The organism is Brevibacillus fulvus, assembly GCF_016908525.1.
Lineage (GTDB): Bacteria > Bacillota > Bacilli > Brevibacillales > Brevibacillaceae > Brevibacillus_G > Brevibacillus_G fulvus.
In genome coordinates this window covers 152,123-164,959 of record NZ_JAFBEB010000007.1, presented here as the reverse complement: position 1 = coordinate 164,959, position 12,837 = coordinate 152,123, and the positions used below count along the sequence as shown (strand labels likewise).

At 50.5% G+C, this 12,837-nt stretch carries 9 protein-coding genes; 4 read left to right on the top strand and 5 right to left on the bottom strand.

The window, feature by feature from the left end; translation table 11 throughout:
• Positions 1 to 107: 107 nt before the first annotated feature.
• Positions 108 to 938: a GNAT family N-acetyltransferase gene (locus tag JOD01_RS11905; RefSeq protein WP_204518550.1), complete on the top strand. Its 831-nt coding sequence runs from the start codon at positions 108 to 110 to the stop codon at positions 936 to 938.
• 40 nt (positions 939 to 978) lie between these two features.
• Positions 979 to 2,265, top strand: coding sequence for a BaiN/RdsA family NAD(P)/FAD-dependent oxidoreductase (locus JOD01_RS11900; RefSeq protein ID WP_204518549.1), 1,287 nt, complete (start codon positions 979 to 981; stop codon positions 2,263 to 2,265).
• Positions 2,266 to 2,565: 300 nt separating this feature from the next.
• Here JOD01_RS11900 and JOD01_RS11895 read toward each other — a convergent pair whose 3' ends face one another.
• The 5 genes from JOD01_RS11895 to JOD01_RS11875 form a co-directional block, all read right to left on the bottom strand.
• The gene (locus tag JOD01_RS11895) at positions 2,566 to 2,775 is read right to left on the bottom strand and encodes a hypothetical protein (RefSeq protein WP_204518548.1); all 210 of its coding nucleotides are present in this window, start codon (positions 2,773 to 2,775) and stop codon (positions 2,566 to 2,568) included.
• Positions 2,775 to 5,168 carry a septation ring formation regulator EzrA gene (locus tag JOD01_RS11890; protein ID WP_204518547.1) on the bottom strand — a complete coding sequence of 798 codons (2,394 nt, stop codon included), beginning with the start codon at positions 5,166 to 5,168 and terminating at the stop codon, positions 2,775 to 2,777. The genes JOD01_RS11895 and JOD01_RS11890 overlap by 1 nt, the downstream gene beginning before the upstream one ends.
• Before the next feature lie 302 nt (positions 5,169 to 5,470).
• Positions 5,471 to 6,370, bottom strand: coding sequence for a hypothetical protein (locus JOD01_RS11885; protein WP_204518546.1), 900 nt, complete (start codon positions 6,368 to 6,370; stop codon positions 5,471 to 5,473).
• A gap of 106 nt (positions 6,371 to 6,476) precedes the next feature.
• The gene (locus JOD01_RS19995; protein ID WP_204518545.1) at positions 6,477 to 8,702 is read right to left on the bottom strand and encodes a diguanylate cyclase domain-containing protein; all 2,226 of its coding nucleotides are present in this window, start codon (positions 8,700 to 8,702) and stop codon (positions 6,477 to 6,479) included.
• Between the two features lie 32 nt (positions 8,703 to 8,734).
• A complete protein-coding gene (locus JOD01_RS11875) occupies positions 8,735 to 9,316 on the bottom strand; it encodes a histidine phosphatase family protein (protein WP_204518544.1) in 582 nt (193 codons plus the stop codon).
• Between the two features lie 176 nt (positions 9,317 to 9,492).
• Between JOD01_RS11875 and JOD01_RS11870 the strand changes: the two genes are divergently transcribed.
• On the top strand, positions 9,493 to 11,766 hold the full coding sequence (locus JOD01_RS11870; protein ID WP_204518543.1) for a YcdB/YcdC domain-containing protein: 2,274 nt from the start codon (positions 9,493 to 9,495) through the stop codon (positions 11,764 to 11,766).
• Between the two features lie 248 nt (positions 11,767 to 12,014).
• Positions 12,015 to 12,611: a 30S ribosomal protein S4 gene (rpsD, locus tag JOD01_RS11865; RefSeq protein ID WP_204518542.1), complete on the top strand. Its 597-nt coding sequence runs from the start codon at positions 12,015 to 12,017 to the stop codon at positions 12,609 to 12,611.
• The last annotated feature ends 226 nt before the right edge of the window (positions 12,612 to 12,837 follow it).

Here is a 12,837-nt window from a genome sequence, read left to right as displayed (position 1 = left end):
TTTATTATCGTTCACCCATTTGTTGAATGCAACTTGTTTCACAGGAAGGGACTGCCTGTTACAATACAAGAAGCGATGAATAACCAACAGATCGAGGTGAGCTTCCGATGGCGATATTGCTGAAAAAATTGACGAGCAAGCAGGAACTTGATGAAATGGAAGAATTGGAGCGCAAGATTTGGAGCGATGATTCGGTCATCCCCTTGCACATGACCTTGACGGTGGCCAAATTTGGCGGACTGTTTCTCGGCGCCTACGACGGCGAAAAAATGATCGGCTTCCTTTACAGCTTTCCGGGGTTTACCGACGGACAGCCGCATCTTTGTTCCCACATGCTCGGATTTTTGCCGGAATACCGCAAACAAGGACTGGGCGTCGCCATGAAATGGCTGCAGCGAGAGGAATCACGCAAATTGGGACATGCTAAGATTACCTGGACGTTTGATCCTCTGGAGACGGTCAATGGCTACTTGAACATCCATAAATTGGGCGGAATCGTCCGTTCCTATTTGCCCAATTGCTATGGCGAACTGAATGACGAGATGAACCGGGGCCTGCCCACCGATCGCTTTCTGGTCGAGTGGTTTATTGACAGCAATCGGGTTGAGCGTTATCAGCAAACCGGACAGGAACCGATTCCGTGGGAAACAATCCCGCAGATCTTGCCTTATCAAGTAAACGGTCAAGGTTTGCCAGTACCTGCTGACAGTGACCGCACTTTGGCGGACAATCGCTTGCTGCTTGCGGTTCCCGCCCACTTTCAAGCGATCAAGCGGACGGACTTCGCTCTGGCGGCTGCTTGGCGCCAGGCAACCGGGGCATTATTCCCATACTATTTTGATAAAGGATATTGCGTAACAGAAGTTGGCCGGCATCCCGTTGAACCGGTCGTGTTTTACTTGCTGGAACGGCAACCGCTTGATCAGCTTCTCGCCTGATAGCAACATCCTGCTGATTCTGAAATAAGGAAGAGGAAAAATGAAGCATTTGGAATACGATTGTATAGTCATTGGCGGAGGCCCGGCCGGCTTGATGGCGGCCCACTCAGCCTCCGTAAACGGAGCGCGTGTCTGTTTGCTGGAGAAAGGCGGCAAACTGGGACGCAAACTGATTATCTCCGGCGGCGGGCGCTGCAATGTGACCAACGCCAAGGAACTGGATGAATTAATCAAACAAATGCCCGGAAACGGCCGTTTTATGTACAGTGCCTTTGCTCAATTCAGCAACCAGTCGATTATCGATTTTTTTGAACGATTGGGCGTGGCACTGAAAGAAGAGGATCACGGCCGCATGTTCCCGGTTACGGATAAAGCGGTGACGGTGGCCAATACGTTGATTGAGCAAATCAAGAAGCAAGGGGTGGAGATTCGGCTCAACAGTCCGGTCGAGCGTGTCATGTATGACGGCGATCAGGTGCGCGGAGTGTTGTTAAAAAGTGGCGAAACATTAGCGGCACGCTCGGTTGTGATCGCTGTCGGCGGCAAGTCGGTTCCCCAGACAGGTTCGACCGGCGACGGCTACGGGTGGGCCAAAGAGGCGGGCCATACGATCACGGAACTGTATCCGACAGAAGTCCCGTTGTTGGCCAATGACCGCTTTATTCAGGAAAAAAGCTTGCAAGGACTATCGCTGCGGGATGTGGAGTTGAACCTGTTCGCTCCCAATGGCAAAAAGCTGAGTACCCAGCGCGGCGATATGATCTTTACGCATTTTGGGCTGTCCGGTCCCGCCGCTTTGCGCATGGGCCATTATGTTTCCGTGGCGAAGCGAAAATTCGGGGAGACACCGCTGACCTTGAAGATCAACCTGATGCCGGAGCAAAGTATCGATGAACTTTTTCAGGAAAGCTGGAATCTGCTTGAGAGTTCCCCTAAAAAAGCGGTAAAAAATGTACTGAAAGGGTTTCTCCCGGAACGATTGATTCCTGTCCTTCTGCAATTGTGCCACATCGCCGAAGAGACGACGCACAGCCATATGGCCAAGCAGCAATGGCGAGAGTTTGTTCAGATGATCACAGCTTTTCCCGTTACGATTACCGGAACCCTTTCGCTGGAAGAAGCATTTATCACCGGCGGCGGCGTAAGCGTCAAAGAGATTGATCCGCGAACGATGCAATCCAAGCTCAAACAAGGGTTGTTTTTTGCCGGCGAAGTGATGGACGTGCATGCCCATACAGGCGGATACAACATTACGATCGCTTTCTCCTCCGGCTATGTGGCCGGCAAGCATGCCGCCGAGCTCGCCTTGACATCAGCGGTGCAGTGAGATAACGCGCAAGATCTTCCGACAAAAAGGTAAACGGGAGCATCCATCCCGCTTACCTTTTTTGCTCTCTCACTGCCACCCCCATGAAAAAAGCCCCTGCGAACAGGGGCCAATCTCTAGTTGTATAATTTTGTTGAAAGTGGGCTAATCTAGTAACAGGTGCTCTTTTTCCCGAAAGAGTTTATTGGCCCCCCTATTCCCCCTAATAGGCAGGGGGCTGATTCTCACACCTCTACTCCCTATATCTTTTGGAGCGTCCCGCCCAGGTTCGCTCCCTTTTTCTTTTTCATGCCTTCGGCTTCATCCCGTTACCGCCCGATACAGATAAGCGAAGCCAGCCAGCAGAAAGCAAAATCCGAGTAAAAAGAACGTGTTCGCGCGCTGTTTTACGCGCTGTTCGTCACCGGCAAAATAGGCGCTGATCCGTTTCTTCCAGCGTTTCGTCCGCGGTTGCCACATCAGAACGATACCGGCGATCATCAGAAAAAGCGGCAATCCTAATGGGCCCATCAGTATTTTGTCCCTTTCTTTTTCTTTCGCAAGATCCAGCCTCTTTCCGGCTCTTCTGGCTCTCCTTCAATGACCAACCGCGCTTCTTCCGCCAACTGCAAGGCTTCTCTGAACAGCAACTGACGGAATGCTTGCTCCGCCTTGGTCAGCAGTTCATTTACTTGCCGATTTTGTCGACGGTACCGGTTGGTATATTGGATAGCTCCCTCGGCTCTTTGGCAATCCGCGATCGTTTGCTCACTTAACGTTTCAATTTCTGTCAACAATTCCCCCGCCTCATCCAGCAGCATGCCGACCTCTTCCAGATCAAAAGTGACTCGTTCCATGGACTTTTTGATCAAAGCCAATACTTGCACGATCTCTTCAAACAAAAATTTCAACTGATCCGGAACACCGGGAAGATAGCTGCGTTTGATTTGCTGCCGAATACGAATCAATGCGCTGGAGATGCGCTCCAATTCATCATACGCATCATCTTCCGTGGCAATTCGGAACGAAGCCGTTTCTGGCCGATCGGTTTCCCGGTCAGCACTTTCCGGTTTTTTGGGGATAACCAGCTCATATTCGTCTTCCCCTTCGTTCTCCTCTTGTCCGACAATCTCCGGCTGTAAGCGGGAAGGCTGATCATCCGCGGCGGCATCCGGGATTGATTGCTCCGGAATCGGTAACGTCTCCGCCGCTTCAGGGGCATAATCTGCAAAAAGTTGCTGCCACTTTTGCTCCGCCGCTTTTTGTTTTATTATGCCCAAATCCTCGGTCTCGCTTTGCTGAGCTGCCAGCGGCGGATTTTCCCAGTGTGCGTCCGCCTGCGGTTCTGCGTCTGCTGTCAGCACCGTTTGCTCGTCTTTTTCCGGTTCGTCATTTTGTCCAGACGCCAACTCCGCCGTTTCGTACGCACTGGTCGCCGCAACCTCACCTTGGACAAGCATCCGTTTCTCCATCATCCCGTACAGGGTTTCCAGCTGTACGTCAAACGCTTTTGCATGAGTCTTGACCAGTTCAATTCCGCCTTCTTCCAGCGCATTCTGGGCAGCCGTCACCAACTGTTTGGCTTGCAACAGCGCGCTGTCAATGCTGGTTTCATTCAGATCGTAGCCTTCGCTGGTCACTTCGGTTACTTCTTGTTCCAACTGTTTAAATTTTTCCGGCATCGTCTTATGGACAAGCGCAACCAATTCGGGAATTTGCTCCATTGCTTGTCCCAATTGGCCAAGTATGCTTTGCGCCTGCTCGGTCATTTCCAGAGCCGCGACCTCATCGCCGTCGGCCAATGCCCGCTTGATATCCTGGCGATATTTCTCCACGACATCCAGCTTCTGCTTCAGCTCGTGGAAGGGCAAGCCATACTCCAAGCGGATATTGCTCAGTTTTCGCTCAACCGTTTCAAACAATCTCCCCAGCTCGGGCACGACCACTTTGTTTTCGTTCTTGGCTTGCACCACATTGCCCGCCTCATCCTTCAGCTCGGCGAATTCCGCTTCCACTTCTGTCAGCAGATCGCGCGCTTCGTCCAAAATTTCCACGGCAAGTTGAAACCGAAAACGGTCGCACGCTTCCTCGGCATCCAGAATAGCCATTTCCACATCAGGTATTTTGACCCGCAGCAAATCTTCTTTGCGATTGGCCAGCTTGATATATTTTTCTTCCGTAGCCCCTCGCGCCCGGCGAAGCGACTTCTCGATCTGAAGCAGGTTGATTTTTTCAACCAGCTCATCTTTCCAGTCCTCTACCTCATCCACTTCCGCGAATATCTGGCGCCGGCGAACAAACGCATACATCACGGCCAACAGCAGCACGATGAAAGCGAGACCGATCAAATACAGCCACCACGGCAAAATCGACCAAAGCGAGTGACTGTTGCTGCTCGCTTCCGGCTGCTGTGGCTGCTGCTCGGGATTCGCCGCTGGCGTACTGGCGGCGGACGTCTGTTTGCCTAATTCATTGTTCAATTCCGTAATAAATAACTGGACTCCTTTTAAATATTCTTTTTGTGCGCGATATGGCTCATAAAATGACTCGATTTTCTCGTCGATCAATTGCGCGCTGGCTCCCTTTTCCTGCAGAGCCGGTCCCGCGTAAACCCCCAACTCCTGTGTGTTCATATCCAGAACGATCATTAAGGCTTCATCGCTCAAATTATAGTTGTCGTATAATTTTTGCGCATATTCGTCAGCGGTTTTCGCTTCCGGCTCCGTACTGTCAACGACAACAACCTTATATTCGCCTTGAATCTGTTTCAGCGTCTCCGTGAAATCTTTCACATCGGTTTCGTTCAACGATTTATTTTCATCCTGAACCACATCCGCCGTTTTAACGGGAAAGGGTGCGGCCCAGACGGTCTGGCTGAAACAGAGAAATCCGGCCAGACTGAGGAGTATTAGCGTTTTGTTCACGGTATGACAACCCCTTTAATCACTTCAACACCTGCATCGCAGGCCATCAGCTTGATATATTCATGCCCCTCATGGAAACGGGGCGCTGTACGCTCGTAAATGGGAACAAACAAATCAGCAAAAAGTTACCCTTTGGCAAGTAGCGGATAAACTTTTCGGCAAAAAAAGCCGTCCATCTGTTGATTTCGACAAACTCTTCCGGTATCCTGCCACATTTTCGGAGAAAAAACCGGTCTTTTCGCAAACAATGGGAAAAACCCGCCTTTGCCTGATCAGCGCAGCGGGTCGCACAAGTTTATAGCTTATCTGGTTGCACCGTTAGCCGGAGATGTTTGGAAATAACGGCCGTAATTTTGCAGGAACGTTTCCACCTGGGTATGCTCCTGAATGCGTTGATTGTGCAAATCGTAAGCGGAGCGGATGGTCATCACCGTGCTGGAGGGCAACATGGTGTCCCGATTGTAATAAATGGTGCATTCCGCTTCCAGCTCCATCCGGTCAATCAACTGGTCAATATCGCCATTCGTTTCTGCGGCTTGCACCCGGGCTCCCTGGGCGAAGCGTTTCCAATCGTCATCCGATAAGCTCAAGGCCCATTTGTGCCGGGGCGTATGAGCTGCAAGGGCATGGGTGGACAAAGCCTGGCTTCGCGCCTGCTGTTTCAATTGCTTCGCCAGCCATGTCTTCAACTTATCCGAATCCAGCAATACGCGAACCGCTTCCAGTTCGTCATCGGGACGCCGATCCTCGATCGGAACGATCTCTTTTTTCATTTGATCCACTTGCTTGAAAGTAAACACCGGATTCCAGTTGTTAAATTCCTGTTGCAAAGCAACATCCTGTTGGTTGACCGGGACCCAGTTTCCTTGATTCCCGTCCTGGGCAAACAATTGCTCCCTGCGGGCTAACAACGAAAGCGTCTCAATCCGTTTTCTTTCCGGTGCAGACAATTTTACATTCAGGTATATATCATCCCCTTGTTTCTGTCCCGAAAAATTGACGACATTGCCATTCGCTGTCTGTCCTGTCACCAACTTGGTTCGGCCATAAAAAGCAAACGCCTGCTGGCTGCTGAAATTTTTCCGGACCTGTTCGTAAGCGTTTTGCGCGTGTTGAGTTGGCTCTTCCCGGGTACAACCTGCCAGTGCCATGGCAAGTAAAACGACCCAGGCAATCGACCGAAACCGCTGTATCTGTTTCATTCGGGCTCCCTCCTCGTCCCACTTATGTTTTCCGAGGAATGTTGCGCTTATTCCCGCGTAAACAAATACAGCCAAGCGTCAGTGGCGCGAACTGCGGTTCCAACGCTTAGCATATCCGGTTTCTCCCTTTGTTTTTGGCCGCATACAACGCGGTGTCCGCTTGGTAAAACAGATCGTTGACTTCAAAAGCAGCGCCCGCTTCATGGCGATTCCAACCGGCTAACCCGCAAGAAATCGTCACTTGCGGATTGGTCATTGCCTCCACATCTTTGCGGATCGTTTCAGCGATTCGCTGCGCTTCCCCGAGACTGCCTTCGGGCAAATAAACCGCCAATTCTTCTCCGCCCCAACGTGCGGCAATATCACCCGGGCGAATGCTTCCTTTGACCAGATCGGCCACCTGCAGCAGCACCTCATCTCCCACTTGATGACCATACGTGTCATTGATGATTTTGAAATAATCGATATCGATCAGCAGCAGCGCACCGGATTGATCGCGGTTCAGCAGTTGCTGAACCTGCTCGTCCAGATAGCGGCGTGTGAATAACCCCGTCAAAGCGTCAGTGATGACCATCCGCTTCATTTCATTGTGCAGCAAGGCATTGGTGATCGCCAAACTGGCGTGTTGGCCCATCAAATCGAGCAACTGGTAATCATCAAAACTGAAAACATGAGTGCGCGAATCACAGACAAACAAGACACCCGACACTTCGGCATCCCTGAGTAAAGGGACTCCCATCATGGAAGCAAAAGAGATGAGCGGCAGACGGGTTTCCTCGCGGGGATATGCGTGCAAAACTGCCTGCCTCTTTTCCACAATTCCCGCCAAAGGTTCGCTTTCCCAGGTGAGTTTGCGTCCGACATGCTCCGCTTGGGTCGAGGACAGAACGATCATTTTTTTCTCGTCCGGATCGCGCAATAAGATGGCGCAATATTCGGCCGAAAAAGATTCCTCCAGCATTTGCTGAACAAATTGGAGAATCGCCGGTAAATTTAATGTGCGATTTAATTGCTGGGCCATCCGATTTATCATCCGCAACTCTCGCACCAATTTGCGAGACTGTTGATACAACTGGGCGTTTTCGAAAGCGATTCCCGCATTTTCCGCCAAAATGGCAATATATTCAGTCTCTTCCCGACTCAGGTTGACCGCTTGGCTGGCCGCGAGTTGCACGACGCCGTATATTCCTTGCTTGCCCAGCAGGGGCGCGGCCACTGTCAGGGAAAATAGTTGCGCCAGCTGCTGACGCTTCACTACCAACCTGCCTTCCAAATAGGCTTGGTTGCGAATCTGGAATTCGTCTTCATCAGTTTGAATGGACAGCGGTTTCACCGGCAATGTCGTCTCTGTCTCTACAGTTAAATAAAGTTCTACGGAAAAAGAAGGGTAGAGTTGGCGTAAGATGTTCATACTTTCTTCCAATACGGTATGGACGTCGATAGAGGAGTGAATTTTCCTGGTAAATTGGTAGAGTAAATCTTTTTTGCGGGTTTCCTTGCGCATTTCGTCCGCTTGAATCGCGTGATACAAAATATTTTCAAACCGTTGGGCCACTTCCTGAAGCAAACTTGCATCCCAGTCATCGTACTCGTTGCCGATCTCCGCTTGTTGTTGCGGAATATGGAAAACAAGCGCGTAAAAAGGGCTGTCCTGATACCACAACGGCACGAACAATGTGGTCTGCTGATTTACTGCCTTTGTATCCCGGACAACGTCGGCAAACCGGGTAAGCAGTTCAGCAAGCAGCCGTTGATCAGACTGTTCTCCGCTTGTGCATATAGTTTCTGGCATTGGCCTGCCGAGCTGATCCAGTTTGGCAGCGCCTCCCGTCCCTTTGTGAGACATGCGGACAACTTGTTTGAGCAAACTGCGGACGATGTTTTTCGAACCTTTTGCTTGGGAAGCGCGCGTGACGATTTCGCCGGCGATTCGCCGAATGTGCTGTTGTTTTGCCAGTTCCACCATCGGCATAACGTTGCGGAGATAAGAGAACAGATCAAAGCGGAGATGCCCGCGTTGCAGCATCACTCCCAGCGCCCCCACTGCCAACTGGTTTTCCACAATGGGAACCACACCATAGACAAGAGCGGCGTCTTCATGGAAATAAGGCTGCTTGGTATCGTTCAGCCGACTGACCGCATCAGATGGCAATCTCCCGACGATACCGGGCGACTCTGCAGACTCGGTTGGAAAAGGGTGCGTATGGAGCAGGCAGCCGTCTGTGTCAGCCAAAAACAGGATTCCCGGACAATTTTCCGGCCAAGTTCGCGCAAGAAAACAGGCCAGTTCCCCAAATATCGCTTCATATCTATCCAGCAACTGATTCCCCACAAAAATTTCTTCCTCTCTCCTTGCCTCTTGCCTCATCTTTGCAAGTGCTTCGTATCATTCACCTTGATAACTTCCCATTGCTTATCCTTATATCGAAACAGATTGACTCCCGTATTTTCCAGACGGGTAATCCCCGTTCCCTGCTTTCCGCCCGTAACATGGTGAAGAAACGAATTGATAAATCCTCCATGGGAAACCACTGCGATCGTGTCGCCCAAATGTTTTTCCGCCAATTCGGTCAAAACCTTAACGGCCCGCTGCAACGCTTCTTTGAACGGTTCAGCGCCGTAGCTCGCTTCATCGGCGACCGCCAATCGTTTCTTCACTTCTTCAAAAGTCAATCCTTCCAACTGACCATAGTACCGTTCACGCAGGGAAGCAAGAGCTGTCACCGGAACGCCTGTGATTGCAGACAAATGGTTGGCCGTTGCCAAAGCCCGTTGCAAATCACTGGAATAGATGGCTTTAAACGAATGAGGCGCCAAATACAGCGCCATCTTTTCCGCTTGTTTCTCGCCCGTTTCGTTCAGTGCAATATCACTGTGCCCTTGAATGCGGCGTAGTTGATTCCAAGCCGTTTCACCGTGACGGATGAGGTACAGGATTGTTTCCATCACATTTCCCTCCCCGACCATTTACATAGCACTTCCTATTATATAGGAAAGCAATAGGCGATTCCATCCTTTTCCTTCTGGCGGCCAGGGCTTTTTCCTTTGCCCGCCTTTTCATGAAACATCTCCCTTTATTCTCCGTCATAGCAATAGAAAGAAATGAAAAGGGGAGAATTCTCATGAGCAAATTATGGAAACGTTCAGGCGCGCTGCTGATGTCAAGCGCCTTGCTTTTTCCCGTATTACCGGCTTATGCAGCCAAAGCCGATCATGCTTCCGTCGCTTCGCCGGGGATTTTACCGCTTCCCACCAAGCCCGTTTCCGCCGTTCAGGCAAGCCAGGCAAACTTAAGCCAAAGCCAGGCCTTGCAACTGGCCCAAAAGCTGATCGCTTTGCCGAAAGGGGTGGAACTGCGCAACTCTTCCTTTGAGTCGGCCAACGCGTGGCGTTCTTTTCCGGAATGGAGTTTTTACTGGGTCAAAGAAGATGCGACCGACAGGGTACCACAAATCTCGATTAACGTTGGCATTAATGCCGACACCGGGGAATTAACTTCCTACTACTATCATGAAAATACGCCGGAACAGCCTGACTACTCATCGGTTATTTCCCGTGCGGAGGCGCAAACAATCGCCGAGCGTTTCCTCAAAGAGAAAAGCCCGACGAAGGTTGCGGAAACGCAGCTTTACACAAAAGGAACGGTTCCGTCCAAAACCCCGTTGAACAGCGAAGCTTCTTATTCTTTCCGCTTTGTCCGAATCGTAAACGGGCTTCCGTTTCCCGACAACGGCATCGACATTTATGTCAATGGGCAAGGGAAGATTTCCAGCTTTCAAATGAACTGGGATAACCGTATCCAGTTTGCCCCCGTTGAACAGGCGATCTCTGCACAACAAGCGCGAGACAAATTCGCCGAGCTGACGCGGGCGGAACTTTCTTATATCGTCCCTTGGGAAAATCAGCGGGGAAACCCAAGCCCGATACTCGTTTACCAAAATCCGTTCCATTTCTATCTGGACGCGGTGGATGGCAAACAATTGACGTTGGAATTAAAACCGCGCGATGTCGAAGAAGAATTGATACCGGTCAGTCAAACCGCGCTCTCTTCTCGCCACAGCGGCCAGCGGTTAACGCAAGAAAACGCGATCGCCATGGCAGAAAAGCTGTTTAATCTGTCTGGCTATCAGTTGGAAAATATCAATTTTCAAGAGAATGATTACCGGGGAAATCGTCCTGTTTGGAATCTGTACTATCGTTCGCGCGAAAACAACGCCCAGGAGAAGCATCTGTCGATCGCCATGGACGCGATCAATGGGGATATTTATTCTTTCTCCAAGTATGCGGAGATGATGCCGATGCAATCGGGCAGCGTTGAACTGCCCATCCCTGCCGATCTGCAGGAAGAAGCGATCAAGCAAATCCGTCGCTTGACGCCAGCTTTGGCCAGCCAGTTTTACTGGAACAAAACGACGAACCCGACAAGCCCCGATTCCGAGCAAGTCACTCTGTTGTTCCAGCGTTATGTGAACGGGATTCAGGCAGCGACCGGCACCGCTTATGTAACATTTGCTGCCAATGGAGAATTGACCAACTACAATGTCGATTTTGGCAAAGAATCCTATCCTGCGCGGGTGCCGACAGCAAAACCGGCGGAAAGCGCGCTGTCGGCATGGTTGCAAGAAGCGGAAGCCGAACTGGTCTACATGCAGACACCAGTGAAAATGGAGGCAAAAGCAAGCAGCACATCCGCTGCCCAGACACAACGGCAAGCTTTTCCCGTTTATCGTCTGGTCACGACGCCTTATGAGACGCCTTATGCCTATCAAGCAGAAACAGGCAACTGGATCAATATCGCCAACGGAAACCCGATCAGTTTGCATCGTCCCGATCCGACTGATCTGTCCGGCCATCCTGCAGAAAAAGAACTGCTGTTGATGTATGAATACGATGCCTTGTCGCTGAAAGACGGTAAAATTATGCCTGAACAGCGGATTACCCGCGGCGAGATGATCGACATGCTGATGATCGCTTTGAATCAGGGACGAATCTATCCCGACCCTGCCCGCAAAGCCAGCTTTAGCGATGTTGCCAGCAATTCCCGATACTTTGCCTCTGTGGAGGCAGCGGTCGATCGCGGTCTGCTTGATCCGTCGAGCAAAACGCTGAAACCGGATGAGCCGATTACCCGTGAAGAATTGGCCGACTTAATTGTAAGAGCGCTCGGTTACAAAAAACTGGCCGATTACTCCCGGCTGTTTGCCGCCGATTTCACCGATGTGCAAGACAGCAAGCTGCGCGGGCCAATCGCCATTGTGACGACGTTGGGCATCATGTCCGCCGAAAACAACCGCTTCCAGCCGGAGGCCCCGGTTTCGCGCGCCGATGCTGCGGTTGCCTTTTATCGCTTTTTGGAAAAACGAGGCGAATTGGCAGAACAAAACAGTCGTTTCTAAACGCCCAACTACTTGACTTACGTTTGCCTATTCCTATAAAATTGAATGTATGTGTGCAGGGTAGCATTGATTGTAGGTAAAAACGAGAGGTTAACCCTCTTAGTTTCATCCCTTACAGGCAGCGGCTGTCTTTCCTCGTAAGGAGCACGATGCGGAAACGCTACCGTCCGAAGTTCGTGTAGCTAAAGATGGAACTAGCCTTTCGGAAGTAAACACCTGCGAATCCCAAATTAAAGGAGAATGAATAAATGGCACGTTACACAGGACCTCGTCACAAATTGGCCCGTCGTTTGGGTATCTCCCTCGATGGTACAGGCAAAGACATTAAACGCAATTTCCCACCGGGACAACATGGACATAACCGCCGCAAATTGAGCGAGTACGGTATCCAGTTGCAAGAAAAACAAAAATTGCGCCACATGTTTGGTGTTAGCGAGAAACAATTCCGTCGTACGTTCGATCAAGCATCCAAAATGCAAGGCGTACTCGGTGAAAACTTCATGAAATTGCTGGAATCCCGTTTGGATAACGTTGTATACCGCATGGGCTTTGCGGCTTCCCGCCCACAAGCTCGTCAATTGGTAAACCACGGTCACTTCCTGGTAAACGGTAAAAAAGTAAACATTCCTTCTTACCGTGTACAAACGGGCGATGTGATTACCTTGCGTGAAAAATCCCGCAACCTGGCTGTCGTGAAAGAAGCGTTGGAAGCACGCACTTTCTTGCCAAACTACATCACCTTCAATGACAACACTTTGGAAGGTACGTTCAACCGCCTGCCAGACCGTGAAGAAATGCCTGCTGAAATCAACGAAGTTCTCATCGTTGAGTTCTACAGCCGTTAATCTGAAGGTAATAAAAGAGAGAATCAAATTGATTCTCTCTTTTTTATTTAAGTATATTTTGTCGCTTTGGTTCACTGCGATTCTTTCAAAAAAACGTGTGAACGGGCTAACTCGAATAGAGGGAATATGGCGGTATGTTCATAGCGTGTCGAGTTTGACAGTCCTACAAGCAAATAGGGTTTTGAAACGGAAGTAATTCGTTTCAAAACCCTATTCCTTTGCCCGT